The sequence below is a fragment of the Rhodococcus sp. LB1 genome (genome assembly GCF_001583455.1).
In the GTDB taxonomy this organism is placed as follows: domain Bacteria; phylum Actinomycetota; class Actinomycetes; order Mycobacteriales; family Mycobacteriaceae; genus Rhodococcus_F; species Rhodococcus_F opacus.
The window spans coordinates 1-15,197 of record NZ_LTCZ01000217.1 but is presented as its reverse complement, the minus strand read 5'-3'; the positions used below and the strand labels follow the sequence as shown (position 1 = coordinate 15,197).

Annotated in this window: 15 protein-coding genes; 14 read left to right on the top strand and 1 reads right to left on the bottom strand. The window is 68.1% G+C overall.

Going from position 1 to position 15,197, the window contains the following annotated elements; genetic code table 11:
- The 7 genes from AZG88_RS26070 to trmD all read left to right on the top strand — a co-directional run.
- Positions 1 to 2,408 (top strand): [protein-PII] uridylyltransferase (locus AZG88_RS26070; protein WP_231914201.1); only part of this gene is annotated, 2,408 nt, incomplete at its 5' end.
- 76 nt (positions 2,409 to 2,484) lie between these two features.
- Positions 2,485 to 4,071 (top strand): signal recognition particle protein, encoded by a 1,587-nt coding sequence (gene ffh / locus AZG88_RS26065; RefSeq protein WP_005240471.1) that lies wholly within the window; start codon positions 2,485 to 2,487, stop codon positions 4,069 to 4,071.
- Between the two features lie 3 nt (positions 4,072 to 4,074).
- Positions 4,075 to 5,160: an amidohydrolase family protein gene (locus tag AZG88_RS26060; RefSeq protein WP_061042899.1), complete on the top strand. Its 1,086-nt coding sequence runs from the start codon at positions 4,075 to 4,077 to the stop codon at positions 5,158 to 5,160.
- Between the two features lie 179 nt (positions 5,161 to 5,339).
- Positions 5,340 to 5,801 (top strand): 30S ribosomal protein S16, encoded by a 462-nt coding sequence (gene rpsP / locus AZG88_RS26055; RefSeq protein ID WP_005240477.1) that lies wholly within the window; start codon positions 5,340 to 5,342, stop codon positions 5,799 to 5,801.
- A complete protein-coding gene (locus tag AZG88_RS26050; protein ID WP_005240479.1) occupies positions 5,798 to 6,040 on the top strand; it encodes an RNA-binding protein in 243 nt (80 codons plus the stop codon). The genes rpsP and AZG88_RS26050 overlap by 4 nt, the downstream gene beginning before the upstream one ends.
- A gap of 13 nt (positions 6,041 to 6,053) precedes the next feature.
- Positions 6,054 to 6,605 (top strand): ribosome maturation factor RimM, encoded by a 552-nt coding sequence (rimM, locus tag AZG88_RS26045; RefSeq protein ID WP_005240481.1) that lies wholly within the window; start codon positions 6,054 to 6,056, stop codon positions 6,603 to 6,605.
- 10 nt (positions 6,606 to 6,615) lie between these two features.
- Entirely contained in the window at positions 6,616 to 7,308 is a 693-nt protein-coding gene (gene trmD, locus AZG88_RS26040) for a tRNA (guanosine(37)-N1)-methyltransferase TrmD (RefSeq protein WP_005240483.1), read from the top strand.
- A 25-nt stretch (positions 7,309 to 7,333) separates the two neighbouring features.
- On the opposite strand, the gene AZG88_RS26035 is transcribed toward trmD, so the two are convergent.
- The gene (locus tag AZG88_RS26035; protein WP_231914200.1) at positions 7,334 to 8,371 is read right to left on the bottom strand and encodes a class A beta-lactamase-related serine hydrolase; all 1,038 of its coding nucleotides are present in this window, start codon (positions 8,369 to 8,371) and stop codon (positions 7,334 to 7,336) included.
- Positions 8,372 to 8,446: 75 nt separating this feature from the next.
- Between AZG88_RS26035 and AZG88_RS26030 the strand changes: the two genes are divergently transcribed.
- From AZG88_RS26030 to AZG88_RS26000, 7 genes are all read left to right on the top strand, one after another.
- A complete protein-coding gene (locus AZG88_RS26030; RefSeq protein WP_197487942.1) occupies positions 8,447 to 10,780 on the top strand; it encodes a Tex family protein in 2,334 nt (777 codons plus the stop codon).
- 74 nt (positions 10,781 to 10,854) lie between these two features.
- On the top strand, positions 10,855 to 11,760 hold the full coding sequence (locus AZG88_RS26025; protein WP_025432344.1) for a hypothetical protein: 906 nt from the start codon (positions 10,855 to 10,857) through the stop codon (positions 11,758 to 11,760).
- Positions 11,761 to 11,854: 94 nt separating this feature from the next.
- A complete protein-coding gene (gene rplS, locus AZG88_RS26020; RefSeq protein ID WP_005240490.1) occupies positions 11,855 to 12,196 on the top strand; it encodes a 50S ribosomal protein L19 in 342 nt (113 codons plus the stop codon).
- A gap of 81 nt (positions 12,197 to 12,277) precedes the next feature.
- Complete coding sequence (gene lepB, locus AZG88_RS26015) at positions 12,278 to 13,060, top strand: signal peptidase I (protein WP_061042895.1); 783 nt, start codon at positions 12,278 to 12,280, stop codon at positions 13,058 to 13,060.
- The gene (locus tag AZG88_RS26010; protein WP_082764604.1) at positions 13,057 to 13,737 is read left to right on the top strand and encodes a ribonuclease HII; all 681 of its coding nucleotides are present in this window, start codon (positions 13,057 to 13,059) and stop codon (positions 13,735 to 13,737) included. The genes lepB and AZG88_RS26010 overlap by 4 nt, the downstream gene beginning before the upstream one ends.
- 37 nt (positions 13,738 to 13,774) lie before the next feature.
- Entirely contained in the window at positions 13,775 to 14,092 is a 318-nt protein-coding gene (locus tag AZG88_RS26005; RefSeq protein WP_005240496.1) for a DUF2469 domain-containing protein, read from the top strand.
- Between the two features lie 34 nt (positions 14,093 to 14,126).
- Positions 14,127 to 15,170: a patatin-like phospholipase family protein gene (locus AZG88_RS26000; RefSeq protein WP_061699633.1), complete on the top strand. Its 1,044-nt coding sequence runs from the start codon at positions 14,127 to 14,129 to the stop codon at positions 15,168 to 15,170.
- Positions 15,171 to 15,197: the final 27 nt, after the last annotated feature.

Genomic DNA, 15,197 nt, shown 5'->3' with positions numbered 1-15,197 from the left:
AGACCGGCCCCGGCGCAAGGAATCCCGCAGGTCACGGGCGTCGGCTCGACGCCGCCGCGCTCCGTCACGCGCTCGTCGACCTGCACGAGTTCTGGTTGACGACAAAGGGTGCCGAGCTGGGCATCAAGCCCGACAGCGGTTTCGCGCTCGTCGCGGTCGGTGGGCTCGGTCGCCGGGAACTCCTGCCGTACTCGGATCTCGACCTTCTTCTGCTTCACGACGACATGGATCCGGCGGTCGTCGCGCAGGTGGCCGACCAGCTCTGGTATCCGTTGTGGGACGCGCACATCAAGCTCGACCACAGCGTCCGCACCATCCCTCAGGCCCTACAGGTGGCGGACACGGACATCACCGCGGCGCTGGGAATGCTCGAGGCCCGTCACATCGTCGGTGACGTCGAGCTGACCAATCTGCTCATCAGCGGGGTGCGCCGGCAGTGGCGCACCGACATCCGCAACCGTTTCGACGGTCTCATCGAGCAGACGCGGTCGCGCTGGGAACGCAGCGGCGAGATCGCCCACCGCGCAGAGCCAGACCTGAAGAGCGGTCGCGGTGGACTGCGGGACGTACAGCTGCTCAACGCGCTGTCCATCGCGCAGCTCACCGACGGCATGCCCGGGCTCGGTCCCGAGTCGCCCGGCGGGGGACTGGCACTCGCGCATCGCCGGCTCCTCGACGTCCGCACCGAACTGCACCGGGTCGCAGGCCGCTCCCGGGATCAGTTGCGGGCGCAGGACGCCGACGAGATCGGCGCCGCACTGCGGATCGGCGATCGATTCGACCTCGCGCGCATGCTCAGTGATGCCGCACGCACCATCAGCTATTCCGTCGACGTCGGTGTGCGGACGGCCGGACACGCCCTGCCGCGGCGCGGTCTGGCGCGGTTGCGCCGACCACCGGTGCGACGGCCCCTCGACGAGGGTGTCGTCGAGCACGCCGGGGAGGTGGTGCTGGCGCGCGACGCCCGGCCGGCGAAGGACCCCGGCCTCGTGCTGCGAGTCGCGTCGGCGTCGGCGACGACGGGGATGCCGATGTCGGCGTCCACTCTGAATCGCCTGGCCGACAACGCCCCCGAGCTGCGCGAGCCGTGGCCGAAGGAGGCGCTGAACGATCTGCTGGTGATGCTCGGCTCGGGTAGCCGTGCCGTCGCGGCGATCGAGGCTCTCGATCGGACCGGGCTGTGGGGCAGGCTTCTTCCCGAGTGGGGTGCCGTCCGGGATCTGCCGCCGCGCGACGCGGTGCACACGTGGACGGTGGATCGTCATCTCGTCGAGACCGCCGCCTATGCCAGTGGGTTCACCACCCGCGTCGCGCGCCCGGACCTGCTGATGCTCGGTGCGTTGCTGCACGACATCGGAAAGGGCCGCGGCGGCGACCACAGCGTGGTCGGCGCGGAACTGGCCACCCAGATCGGTAAGCGCCTCGGATTGTGGCCGTCGGACGTCGCGCTGCTGACGGCGATCGTGCGCCACCACCTGCTGCTGCCGCACACCGCGACGCGGCGTGATCTCGACGATCCCGAGACGGTCGAGCGGGTCGTGGAGGCGCTCGGCGGTGACGGCGTCCTGCTGGAGTTGCTGCACGCGCTGGCGGAGGCGGATTCACTGGCGACGGGTCCCGGGGTGTGGGGTGACTGGAAGTCGTCGCTGATCGGGGAACTCGTGCGCCGCTGCCGCCTCGTCATGGCGGGAGAAGTGTTTCCCGCACCCGATCCGCTCGATCCGGAACACGTCGCGCTGGCGGCATCGGGTGGCGTGCACGTCGCGCTGGTCCCCGCCGACAGTCCGCACACGTATGTGGTGACGGTCATCGCCCCCGACCAGCGGGGTCTGCTGTCGAAGGCGGCGGGCGTGCTCGCGCTGCACTCCCTGCGGGTCTACTCCGCGTCTCTGGGCAGCGCCGAGGGGTCGGCGGTCAACTCGTTCGTCGTGTCTCCGAGGTTCGGGGCGCCGCCGCAGGCGGGTCTGCTGCGGCAGGAACTGATCCGCGCGCTCGCGGGGGAACTGAACCTGCTGGAGATGCTCACGGCCAAGGAAGAGGAGGCTCGCGAGAGCCAGCGCGTCGCCGCCGTGGAGGAACGGGGCGAAGCCGCGGTTCCCGTGCAGTACGCGCAGGCGCCGCCGCGAGTCATCTGGTTCGACACCGCATCGCCCGGCGAGGTCATCCTCGAGCTGAGGGCCGAGGACCGGCTGGGGCTGCTGTCCCGGCTGGCTGACGCGTTCGACACGTGCGGCGCGGACGTCCGATGGGCGCGGGTGACCACCCTGGGTTCGTCGGTGATCGACTCGTTCTGCCTCGATCTCGGCGGCGGAGACACCCGGGCGAGCCGGGAACAGGTCGAGAGCGCGATCCTCGGCGTCGTTCCCCTCACGAAGCCGAAGAAGCAGGAGGGCAGCGGGGGAGAATGAACGACAGGACGTGAGCGGCTAGGCTGGGGCCCGAGAATATCCACCGCACACTCGCATGACTTCAGGAGCGCACTCGGTGTTCGAATCCCTTTCCGACAGGTTGACCGGAGCCCTCAAGGATCTGCGTGGCAAGGGTCGCCTTTCCGGAGCCGACATCGATGCCACCTGCCGTGAGATCCGGTTGGCCCTGCTCGAGGCAGACGTCGCGCTGCCCGTCGTCCGCTCGTTCATCGCCAAGATCAAGGAACGCGCCAAGGGCGTCGAGGTCTCGGGGGCGCTGAACCCGGCGCAGCAGGTCGTCAAGATCGTCAACGAGGAACTCGTCGGGATCCTCGGGGGCGAGACCCGCCGGCTGGCGTTCGCCAAGACGCCGCCGACGGTCATCATGCTCGCCGGTCTGCAGGGTTCCGGTAAGACGACCCTCGCCGGCAAGCTCGCGAAGTGGCTGCGCGACCAGGGGCACACCCCGCTGCTCGTGGCCTGCGACCTGCAGCGTCCCGGCGCCGTCACCCAGCTGCAGATCGTCGGTGAGCGCGCGGGGGCAACGGTGTTCGCACCGCACCCCGGCACGTCCATCGGCGGCGGCGACAACGAGCTGGGCATCACCGCGGCCGACCCGGTCGAAGTGGCCCGGGCAGGTGTCGAGGAAGCCCGCAACAAGCAGTTCGACGTGGTCATCGTCGACACCGCGGGTCGCCTGGGTATCGACGCCGACCTGATGGCGCAGGCTGCGGGTATCCGCGACGCCGTGAACCCGGACGAGACGATCTTCGTTCTCGACGCGATGATCGGTCAGGACGCGGTCAGCACGGCCGAGGCGTTCCGTGAGGGTGTCGGATTCACCGGTGTCGTGCTCACGAAGCTCGACGGTGACGCCCGCGGTGGTGCGGCGCTCAGCGTCCGCGAGGTCACCGGGCAGCCCATCCTGTTCGCGTCCACGGGTGAGAAGCTCGAGGACTTCGACGTCTTCCACCCCGACCGCATGGCCAGCCGCATTCTCGGCATGGGTGACGTCCTCAGCCTGATCGAGGCGGCCGAGCAGCACTTCGACGCCGAGCAGGCCGAGGCCACCGCACAGAAGATCGGCTCGGGACAGCTCACGCTGGAGGACTTCCTCGAGCAGATGATGGCCGTCCGCAAGATGGGCCCCATCGGCAACCTCCTGGGCATGCTCCCGGGTGCGGGACAGATGAAGGACGCTCTCGCGAACGTCGACGAGAAGCAGCTCGACCGTGTGCAGGCCATCATCCGCGGCATGACCCCCGCCGAGCGCGACGATCCCAAGATCATCAACGCCTCCCGCAGGCTGCGGATCGCCAACGGTTCGGGCGTCAAGGTCTCCGACGTCAACCAGCTCGTCGACCGTTTCTTCGAGGCCCGCAAGATGATGGCCGCGATGGCCGGGCGGATGGGGATGCCCGGTTCACGGAAGCAGCAGCGCAGCAAGAAGGGCAAGAAGGGCAAGAAGGGTGGCAAGGGACCCACGCCGCCGAAGGTGCGCGGAGGGTTCCCCGGCGGCCTGCCCGGCGGGTTCCCGGGAATGCCGCCCGGCGGTCTCCCCTCGGGTATGCCCGATCTGTCGAAAATGCCGAAGGGCCTGGACGAATTGCCGCCCGGACTCGAGGGCATCGACCTGTCCCAGCTGAAGCTGCCGAAGAAGTAGCCGATGGGCGCGTTGCACTTCCGGGGCACCGGTCTGCCCGACGAACAGCCGGTCGAGTTCTGGGTCGACAACGGTGTGATCTCGACCGAACCGGTTCCCGGCGCCGAGACCGTCTGTGAATCCGGGTGGATCGTTCCCGGTCTCGTCGACGCCCACTGCCACGTCGGCATCAGGTTCGGCGGCGGCGGTGGCGAGAGCGTCGAGGGGTTGATCGCGCAGGCGGAGACCGAGCGCGACTGCGGGGTCCTGCTGATTCGTGACGCGGGTTCGCCGGTCGACACCCGGTTCGTCGACGACCGCCCCGACCTGCCGAGGATCATCCGCGCCGGGCAGCACATCGCCGCCCCCAAGCGGTACATCCGCGGACTGCCGGTCGATCTCGAGGACGAGTCGCAGCTTCCGGACGAGGTGGTGCGCCAGGCCCGGGCCGGTGACGGGTGGGTCAAGCTCGTCGGCGACTGGATCGACCGCTCCGCGGGCGACCTCGCGCCGTTGTGGAGCGACGACATCCTCGTCGAAGCGATCGCGGCCGCACACCGCGAAGGGGCGCGCGTCACCGCGCACGTCTTCGCCGAGGATGCGCTTCCGGGCCTGATCAACGCCGGAATCGACTGCATCGAGCACGGCACCGGGCTCACCGACGAGACGATCGAGCTGATGGTCTCGCACGGGACCGCCCTCGTCCCGACGCTGATCAACATCGCGACGTTCCCGGACATCGCCGAGTCCGCCTCGCGGTTCCCGATCTACGCCGCACACATGCGTGACCTGCACTCGCGGGTGAAGGACACGATCGGTGCCGCACACGACGCGGGGATCCCGATCTACGCAGGCACCGACGCCGGCGGATCGATCGTCCACGGACGCATCGCCGACGAGGTCGAGGAACTGAAGGCGGTCGGACTGACCCCGTCCGAGGCGCTCGGCGCCGCGTGCTGGGACGCTCGCGCGTGGCTCGGACATCCGGGAGTTCAAGCGGGTGCGCCCGCGGATCTGCTGGTCTTCCGGAACGATCCGCGCGCGAGCAGCGACGCCCTCGCCGCGCCCGATGTCGTGGTGCTGCGGGGCAACGTGGTCAAGACCCGATGACCTGGTTTCCCCTTGACGGTGTTCGTCTGGCAGAATGAACCGCTGTTCGTCGCATCCGGTCACGCACCGCGCGGCGGTCACAGGTTGGAGGCAAAACCGGGCGCGCTATTCCTGCGCGTCGCCGAATTGCACGTGACACGTGGGCACACTCGTGTGCGCACTGAAGGAGAAGTACAGCAGTGGCTGTCAAGATCAAGCTCACCCGGCTCGGCAAGATCCGGAACCCGCAGTACCGCATCGTCGTCGCCGACTCCCGCACCCGCCGCAACGGCCGTGCGATCGAGACCATCGGCAAGTACCACCCCAAGGAAGAGCCCTCGCTGATCGAGGTCGATTCCGAGCGCGCGCAGTACTGGCTCGGCGTCGGCGCCCAGCCCACCGAGCCCGTCGAGGCCATCCTCAAGATCACCGGTGACTGGCAGAAGTTCAAGGGCCTGCCGGGCGCCGAGGGCACCCTCCGCGTCAAGGAAGCCAAGCCCTCCAAGCTGGAGCTGTTCCAGGCTGCGCTCGCGCAGGCCGAGAACGAGCCCGTCGGTGAGGCCATCACGCCCAAGAAGAAGAAGGCGAAGGCCGAGGACGCCGAGGCTGCTGCCGACGCTCCCGCCGAGGCTGCTGCAGAGTCCGAGGCTGCTGACAAGTGAGTGCCGTCGTCGCCGATGCCGTGGAGCACCTCGTTCGTGGCATCGTCGCCAACCCCGACGACGTTCGTGTCGAGCTGATCACCGGGCGTCGGGGGCGCACTGTCGAGGTGCACGTCAACCCTGACGATCTCGGCAAGGTCATCGGTCGCGGTGGTCGCACCGCGACCGCTCTGCGGACGCTGGTCTCCGGTATCGGTGGCCGCGGGATCCGTGTCGACGTCGTCGACACCGATCAGTAGAGGCCTTACAGCAGTGGAGCTCGTCGTCGGCCGTGTCGCCAAGTCGCACGGCATCAAGGGTGAGATCGTGGTCGAGGTTCGCACCGACGAACCCGAGGATCGATTCGCCGTCGGTGCCGTGCTGCGGGGACACAAGCCGCGCGAGCAGACTGTGAGCACATACACGGTGGAAGCCGCCCGGGACCATTCCGGGCGGCTTCTGCTGCGCCTCGACGGTGTGTCGGACCGCACCGCGGCGGATGCCCTGCGGGGCACGCTGTTCGTCATCGACAGCGCCGAACTCGAGCCGTCCGACGACCCCGACGAATTCTACGATCACGAACTCGAGGGACTGTCGGTGCGACTCGCGGACGGCACCGAGGTGGGAACCGTCATCGAGGTATTGCATTCCGCGGCAGGCGAATTGCTCTCGATCCGCCGGGCCGGCGAACAGTCCGGCGAACTTCTCGTCCCGTTCGTGGCCGCGATCGTCACGTCGGTGTCCGTCGCCGACGGCGTCGTCGAGATCGATCCGCCTGAAGGGTTGCTCGATCCCGACTTCGGTGAATCGGCCGACGGGAAGTGAGTCGGTAGCCATGCGTCTCGACGTGGTCACCATCTTCCCCGAGTACCTCGAGCCGCTTCGAGCGGCGTTGCTCGGCAAGGCCATCGACAAAGGCCTCATCTCCGTCGACGTGCACGATCTGCGGGACTGGACGCACGACGTCCACAAGGCCGTCGACGATTCTCCGTACGGCGGCGGGCCGGGGATGGTCATGAAGCCCACAGTGTGGGGGCCCGCGCTCGACGACGTCCTCGCCGCGGGCGACGGCGACTCGGACACGCTGCTGGTCGTCCCCACACCGGCCGGTGTTCCTTTCACGCAGGCCACCGCCGAGCGCTGGGCGGGGGAGAAGCGCATCGTCTTCGCCTGCGGACGTTACGAAGGCATCGATCAGCGCGTGTTCGACGACGCCGCCCGCCGGGTGCGCGTCGAAGAAGTGAGCATCGGCGACTACGTCCTCATCGGGGGCGAGGCGGCCGTGCTGGTGATGACCGAGGCGTTCGTGCGCCTGATTCCCGGAGTGCTCGGCAATCAGCAGTCGCACCAAGAGGATTCGTTCTCGGACGGACTCCTCGAAGGACCCAGTTACACGCGGCCGGCGACGTGGCGCGGACTCGACGTCCCGCCGGTCCTGCTGTCGGGTGATCACGCGAAGGTGGCTGCGTGGCGACACGAGCAGTCGCTGCAACGCACCGCCGAGCGCCGTCCGGACCTGTTGCGCTGAACCGATTTCCGGCCCTGCCCGGGCGCTAACTCTGGGGCTGCGCCCAGTCGTCGACGACACCGGTGGGGAACAGGGACTTCACGAATCCGGTCATCGTGTCCCGTGCATGCCGGGCGCTGGAATCCTCGGTGACGTCCGTGATCGCGGTGTCCGGGTACGACTCCTCGTCGTCCTCGTACCGGATGTCCTCCCGCGACGCGACGGCCACGATGTAGCGGTTGTCGTCACCGATCAGGCCCGTCGACACGTGGATCCACCGATCGCCCACACAGCACATCCAACCCTGCTTCACCCCGACGACGTTCTCTCCGGGCAAGCCGTCGGGGAGGCCGAACCGCTGATCGTAACCGTCGATCCCCTCGGGTGTCGACGAGCGCAGGTAGTCGACGAACTCGGCGATGCGACCCGGGCCCAGGCCGTCGCGGTCGTCGAGAAGCCCGGTATAGAACGTCACGAGGTCGGCGGCGGTCGTCTCGGTGTTCCACCACAACCCGTCCCAGGGTGGTGTGGTCGCGGCGAGTCCGTACCGCCCGGCGACGTCGACGACGACGTCCGAACCGCCGAGATCGTCCCAGAGTGTGTTGGCCGCGTCGTCGTCGGACGATTCGAGCATCCGCTTCAGGAGGAGATGGTCGTTATCGGACAGCGGCCGCTCACCGATTGCGTCGAGGTGATACATCTGGGCGGCGATGAACAGCTTGGCCAACGACGCCGTTTCGACCGGTTCGGCGGCGGCGCCCTCCAGATAGCTGCCGGTGGCGCGGTCCAGAACGGCGATCGACACCTCGGCGCCGCGCTCGGTGGCCGCCGTCGCGACCGCCGCCGAGATGCGTTCGGCGAGGGGCGCCGAGACGGGGACCCGCGCGGAGGGGAACGGCTCCGGGCTCACGGTCACGCCGTCACCCGTCGGCGGTTCGTCGGCCGGGAGGAGGTCGGGGGTCGCGACGGCCGGTGACGTCGCCGGGATGTCGACCACGGAGTTCGTCTCGGTCGGGATGGTGCAGGCCAGTGGCGCACCCAGCAGGAAGACCATGACCGTCAGGCAACGGAACAGCCTGGACATGAAATTCTCCCGAGATTTCCGTGACGGCCTCACCGCCGACGATTTTGTCTCAGAGTAGCGGTAGGGTCCATTTCCGTGACTCTCAAGACCGTGAACCAGCGCATTGCCGAGGAGCTCGACGTCCGGGAGGGACAGGTCGCGGCCGCCGTGGACCTCCTCGACGGTGGAGCCACCGTGCCCTTCATCGCCCGGTACCGCAAGGAAGTCACCGGAACGCTCGACGACGCTCAGCTCCGCCAGCTCGAGGAACGCCTGCGGTACCTGCGGGAACTGGACGAGCGCCGGGTTGCCGTGCTCGAGTCGATCGACTCGCAGGGCAAGCTCGACGACCAGTTGCGTGGGCAGATCATGACCGCCGACACGAAGGCGCGCCTGGAGGACATCTATCTGCCGTTCAAGCCGAGGCGTCGCACGAAGGCGCAGATCGCCCGCGAAGCCGGTCACGAACCTGTCGCCGACGCGCTGATCACCGATCCCTCCACCGATCCGGCGTCCTACACGGCCGAACAGCTCGAGGGTGCGCGCGCGATCCTCGTCGAGCGTTTCGCCGAAGACGCAGACCTGGTGGGTGAACTCCGCGAGTTGATGTGGACCCGGGGGCAACTGGTGTCCGCGGTCCGCAAGGGCAAGGAGACCGAGGGTGCGAAGTTCGCCGACTACTTCGAGTTCTCCGAGCCGTTCGGCAAGCTCCCGTCCCACCGCATCCTGGCGGTGCTGCGCGGCGAGAAGGAAGAGGTGCTCACGCTCACCCTGGCACCCGACACGGAGGAGCCCGTCCCCGGCGAGCCCACCGTCTACGAGGGCCGGATCGCCGGCCGGTTCGGCATCGCCGATCGCGGCAGGCCCGCCGACCGGTGGCTGCTCGACACCGTGCGGTGGGCGTGGCGCACCAAGATGATCGTCACGCTGGGCATCGACACTCGGATGCGCCTGCGACAGTCGGCGGAGAAGGATGCCGTCGACGTGTTCGCCAACAACCTGCGCGACCTGCTGCTGGCAGCGCCTGCCGGTACCCGCGCCACGATGGGCCTCGACCCCGGTTTCCGGACCGGTACGAAGGTCGCGGTCGTGGACGCCACCGGCAAGGTGGTGGCTCACGAAACGATCTACCCGCATCAGCCGCAGAACAAGTGGGACAGTTCTCTGGCCACCCTCGCCGGTCTCGTCGCCAAGCACGGCGTGGAGCTCATCGCCATCGGGAACGGCACCGCGTCCCGCGAGACGGATGCGCTCGCGACCGAGCTGATCGCCAAGTCGGGCGCGACCAACCTGACGAAGATCGTGGTGTCCGAGGCCGGGGCGTCCGTGTACTCGGCGTCCGCGTACGCCTCGGCGGAGCTGCCCGACCTCGACGTGTCGATCCGTGGAGCAGTCTCCATCGCGCGCCGCCTGCAGGATCCCCTCGCCGAACTGGTGAAGATCGACCCGAAGTCGATCGGCGTCGGGCAGTACCAGCACGACGTGTCGGAGACGCTGCTCGCGCGGTCGCTCGGCGCGGTCGTCGAGGACGCGGTGAACGCGGTCGGCGTCGACGTGAACACCGCGTCGGTGCCGCTGCTGTCCCGCGTGTCCGGTATCGCCGGTTCGCTGGCCGAGAGCATCGTCGCGCACCGGGACCAGAACGGCCCGTTCCGCAGCCGCAAGGGACTCAAGGACGTCGCGAGACTCGGTCCGAAGGCGTTCGAGCAGTGCGCCGGCTTCCTGCGGATCCCCAACGGGGACGACCCGCTCGACGCCTCCAGCGTCCACCCCGAGGCCTACCCGGTGGTGCGCAAGATCGTCGGCGCCAGCGGCACCGGCGTGCGCGAGATCATCGGCAACACGTCCGCGCTCCGCAGCCTGAACCCGGCAGACTTCGTCGACGACCGATTCGGTCTGCCCACGGTCACCGACATCATCGGTGAGCTCGAGAAGCCCGGCCGCGACCCCCGCCCGGAGTTCAAGACGGCCACATTCGCGGCCGGAATCGAGAAGGTGTCGCACCTGAAGCCGGGAATGACGCTCGAGGGCGTCGTCACCAACGTCGCGGCGTTCGGCGCGTTCGTCGACATCGGCGTTCACCAGGACGGCCTCGTTCACGTGTCCGCGATGTCCCACAACTTCGTCAAGGACCCGCGGGACGTCGTCAAGTCGGGCGACGTCGTGAGGGTGAAGGTCCTCGAGGTGGACGAGGCCCGTCAGCGCATCGGCCTGACGCTGCGGCTCGACGACGAGGTCGGGGCCGGCCGCAAGAACGACGGTCCCCGCGGCGGCGGGCAGCGGCAGGATCGGCGGGGGGGCGGGCAGCCGCAGGATCGGCGCGGCGGCAAGCCGCAGCAGCAGGGTGGACGCGATCGCGGGCGTGACTCCCGCCCGGCGCCCGGCGGTTCGATGGCCGACGCGCTGCGGAAGGCGGGGTTCGGCAAGTAGAGAGGTCACCATCCCGACACGAGCCACCACTTTTCGATGGAGTGACCAGTTCTTTACTGGGATAGTGGATGCCGATGTACGAATGGCTGGATCGGGAAATCGTCGGGCACGGGCGCCTGCCTCTGCTCTTTTTCCTGCTCGGGTTTCTCGCGGCCTTCCTGTTCATCCGATTGAGCGTGCGGATGATCCGCGCCGAGGTGTCGTGGTGGCCGGGCAACGTGAAACCCGGCGGGCACCACGTCCACCACGTGGTGTTCGGCGTCGTCACGATGCTCGTGTCGGGAGTTTCCCTCATCGCCGTGTACGAGGACGGCACCCAGACCACCGGCGCCGTCCTCGCCACGTTGTTCGGGATCGGCGCCGCGCTGGTGCTGGACGAGTTCGCGCTGATCTTCTACCTGCAGGACGTGTACTGGGCGGATGAGGGCCGGACGTCGGTCGATGCCGTATTCGTGGCGATCGCGGTGACGGGTCTGCTGCTGCTCGGACTCCGGCCGCTCGAACTGATCAACGTCACCGACTTCCGGGATTCGCCGGATCCGTGGGTGCGGGTCGCAATCGGGTTGTCTTCCGTGATCAACCTGCTCATCGCGGGGGTGGTGCTGCTGAAGGGGAAGATCTGGACCGGGCTGCTCGGCCTGTTCGTTTTCCCGATCCTGCTGATCGGGGCGCTCCGGTTGAGCCGGCCGAGTGCACCGTGGGCCCGGTGGCGGTACACCTCCAAGCCGAAGCGGATGCTTCGCGCGCTCGAGCGGGAGCGAAAGTGGCGTCGGCCGGTCATCCGGGCCAAGATCTTCGTGCAGGACTTCATCGCGGGGACGCCCAGCGCGGAGCACGTGAAGGAGGCCGCGGAGCATGCCAGGGTGGCGGCGGAGGTGGAGCTCGACCATGTGGTGCATGCGGCGCCGCCGCCGATTTCGCTTCACCCGGTGGCGTCTGGCACAATGGACGGGTTGCCTGGACCAGGCAGCAATACTTGATCTGGGCACGAACCAGACGAGCACCGGGGTTCTCCGAACGTCCGGGTGCCGCTCGGTTCCTCTGCTCCTGCGAAAACGCAAGGATGGAACACCGATGAACACTCTCGATTTCCTGGACAAGAAGTCCCTCCGCGACGACATTCCCGAGTTCCGTCCCGGCGACACCCTCAACGTGCACGTCAAGGTCATCGAAGGCTCGAAGGAGCGCGTGCAGGTCTTCAAGGGCGTCGTGATCCGCCGTCAGGGCGGCGGCGTCCGCGAGACCTTCACCGTCCGCAAGGTCTCCTTCGGTGTCGGCGTCGAGCGCACCTTCCCGGTCCACAGCCCGAACCTGGCACAGATCGAGGTCGTCACCCGCGGTGACGTCCGTCGCGCCAAGCTGTACTACCTCCGCGATCTGCGTGGCAAGGCCGCCAAGATCAAGGAAAAGCGCTGACCTTTCCGATGAGCCCGGCACTGCGTACTCGCAGTGCCGGGCTAATCTGATTTCGTGACAGATTCTTCGAAGGAGCGGGCATTGTCGTCGGAATCCGAGACCACCGGCGATTCGGCCGCCACCTCCGCCGTGAACGGCGGTACGGCGGAGCCCGAGAAGAAGCCCCGCTCCTTCCTCCGCGAGTTGCCGATCCTGATTCTGGTCGCGCTCGTCCTGAGTTTCCTGTTGCAGACGTTTGTCGCCCGGGTGTATCTCATTCCGTCGGAATCGATGGAACCGACGCTGCACGGGTGCGCGGGCTGCACCGGCGACCGCATCGTGGTCGAGAAGATCGGTTACCGCTTCGGTGAACCGCAACCGGGTGACGTCATCGTGTTCCGCGGCCCCGATTCGTGGTCGCAGGATTTCGTCTCCACCCGGTCCTCCAACGTGGTGATCCGCGGTGCGCAGGAACTCGGTTCCCTCGTCGGACTCGTCCCCCCGGACGAGAACGACCTCGTCAAGCGGGTGATCGCCACCGGTGGTCAGACCGTCGAATGCTGCGACGACCAGGGCCGCATCCTGGTCGACGGTACACCGCTCGACGAGCCCTACGTCGTCATGGACTTCCCGTTCGTCCCCGGCTCGCAGGCCTGCGACACCGCGTTGAAGTCGGCACGCTGCTTCGGTCCGGTCACCGTCCCCGACGGCCACCTGTGGGTGATGGGCGACAACCGCAGCAACTCCGCGGACTCGCGGTACCACGTGGGCGACGACATGCAAGGCACCATCCCGCTCGACAACGTGATCGGTAAGGCGGTCTTCATCGCGTTGCCGCCGGCGCGGATGGGCACGATCAGCTCACCCGATATCCAGGGCAAGTGACTTCCTGGCCTCCACGCATCGTCATTCGCAGGTCGTCCGGTCTGCGGACGATGGAGTCGGCCCTGGTCCGCAGCGGTCTCGGGCCGGTGGCCGGTGTCGACGAGGCAGGCCGGGGTGCGTGTGCGGGCCCGCTCGTCGTGGCGGCCTGCGTGCTCGCACCGAAGCCGTATCCGGCGCTGGCGCGCCTCGACGATTCGAAGAAACTCACCGAACGTACGCGTGAAGAGCTGTTCCCGGCCATCACCCGGCTGGCAGTGGCGTGGAGCGTCGTGTCTTTCCCGGCCGAGGAAGTCGACCGTATGGGTGTCCACGTGGCCAACATCGAGGGCATGCGACGTGCGGTCGCCGGGCTCTCGACCACCCCGGGTTACGTTCTCACCGACGGCTTCCGCGTCCCGGGCCTGCCGGCCCCGTCGCTGCCGGTGATCGGCGGCGACGGGGCGGCGGCATGCATCGCGGCGGCGTCGGTGCTGGCCAAGGTCTCTCGCGACCGGGTAATGGTCGCGATGGACGAGACACATCCCGGTTACGGTTTCGCGATCCACAAGGGCTACAACACGCCCGCGCACCTGACGGCTCTCGAGAAGCTGGGCCCGTGCCCGGAGCACCGCCGCTCGTGGTCGAACGTCGCGGCGCTGATACACCGAGTGGATAACAGTTCCGGAAGTGCGAGATGATGACAATTCACACCAGAGCAGGAGGACTCCGAGACCGATGAGTGCCGAGGATCTCGAGAAGTACGAAACCGAGATGGAGCTGTCGCTCTACCGCGAGTATCGGGACATCGTCGGTCAGTTCTCCTATGTCGTGGAGACCGAGCGCCGGTTCTATCTGGCCAACTCGGTGGAGTTGCTGCCGCACAACGCGGACGGGGAGATCTACTTCGAGCTGCGCATGTCCGATGCATGGGTGTGGGACATGTACCGTCCCGCGCGCTTCGTGAAGTATGTCCGCGTCATCACGTTCAAGGACGTGAACATCGAGGAGCTCGACAAGCCGGACCTGCGGCTTCCGGACAACGGTCTGTCCTGACGGTCCGACGTTCTCGTCCGCGTACGATCATCCGATGACCGGACCGAGGCGCGTTGGGCTGGCTCTGGGTAGCGGCGGTGCGCGGGGGTACGCCCACATCGGAGCGATCCAGGTACTCGAGGAGCGCGGATTCGAGATCGTCGGAGTCGCAGGATCGTCGATGGGTGCCCTGGTGGGGGGACTCCACGCTGCGGGCAAGCTCGACGACTTCACCCGGTGGGCGATCGGCCTGACACAGCTCGACGTCGTGCGGCTTCTCGACCTGTCGGTGTCCGCGCCGGGAGCCATCCACGCCGAGAAGATCCTGCAACGGGTCAGAGAGATGCTCGGCGAGATCCGCATCGAGGACCTTCCCATCCCGTATACGGCCGTGGCCACCGATCTCGCTGCGGGCCGGTCGGTGTGGTTCCAGCGAGGACCCGTCGACGCGGCCATCCGTGCGTCGATCGCCATCCCCGGCGTCATCACGCCGTCCGTGCTCAACGGCCGGGTGCTCGCCGACGGTGGGGTGCTCGACCCTCTGCCGATGGCGCCGCTCGTCTCCGTGAGCGCCGACCTGACCGTCGGGATCAGCCTGAGCGCCGAGGATCGGGACGGTCGCTCGCTGGCCCCGGAGAACGTCAGCGCGGATTCGCGGCCGGTGGACGAATGGGTGGCACGTTTCCGCCGGAGCGCCGCGCAGCTGCGTGACCTGGACATCGTGCGGTCGGTCGTCGGACGGTTCGGCGCCGCGCAGACCGATCCGGATCCGTCGGACGAGCCGGACGGCCAGGTGATCGACGATCAGACCGTGGTCGGGGGCGACGCGGTGGCCGTCCCGAAGTTCAGCCGGTTCGCGGTGATGAACCGCTCGCTCGACGTGATGCAGGCGACGTTGGCTCGCTACCAGCTCGCCGCGTACCCACCGGACGTGCATGTTCGGGTGCCCCGGAACGCGTGCCGCAGTCTCGACTTCCATCGCGCCGCCGAGATGATCGAAGTGGGTCGGGTGCTCACCGGGCGTGCGCTCGACGACGCCGGGCTCATCTCGCCGGCAGCCGCTGCGTCTCCGGCAGACTCGGACGGCGCGCCCACCTGACAGGAGAAAGGGCCGGTGCTGCGCAGC

Excerpts from the sequence above, each read along its gene's own strand:
- AZG88_RS26035 (WP_231914200.1), bottom strand. The coding sequence starts at position 8,371 with ATGTCCAGGCTGTTCCGTTGCCTGACGGTCATGGTCTTCCTGCTGGGT.
- AZG88_RS26025 (WP_025432344.1), top strand. The coding sequence starts at position 10,855 with ATGTACGAATGGCTGGATCGGGAAATCGTCGGGCACGGGCGCCTGCCT.
- rplS (WP_005240490.1), top strand. The coding sequence starts at position 11,855 with ATGAACACTCTCGATTTCCTGGACAAGAAGTCCCTCCGCGACGACATT.
- AZG88_RS26060 (WP_061042899.1), top strand. The coding sequence starts at position 4,075 with ATGGGCGCGTTGCACTTCCGGGGCACCGGTCTGCCCGACGAACAGCCG.
- AZG88_RS26000 (WP_061699633.1), top strand. The coding sequence starts at position 14,127 with ATGACCGGACCGAGGCGCGTTGGGCTGGCTCTGGGTAGCGGCGGTGCG.
- trmD (WP_005240483.1), top strand. The coding sequence starts at position 6,616 with ATGCGTCTCGACGTGGTCACCATCTTCCCCGAGTACCTCGAGCCGCTT.
- AZG88_RS26005 (WP_005240496.1), top strand. The coding sequence starts at position 13,775 with ATGAGTGCCGAGGATCTCGAGAAGTACGAAACCGAGATGGAGCTGTCG.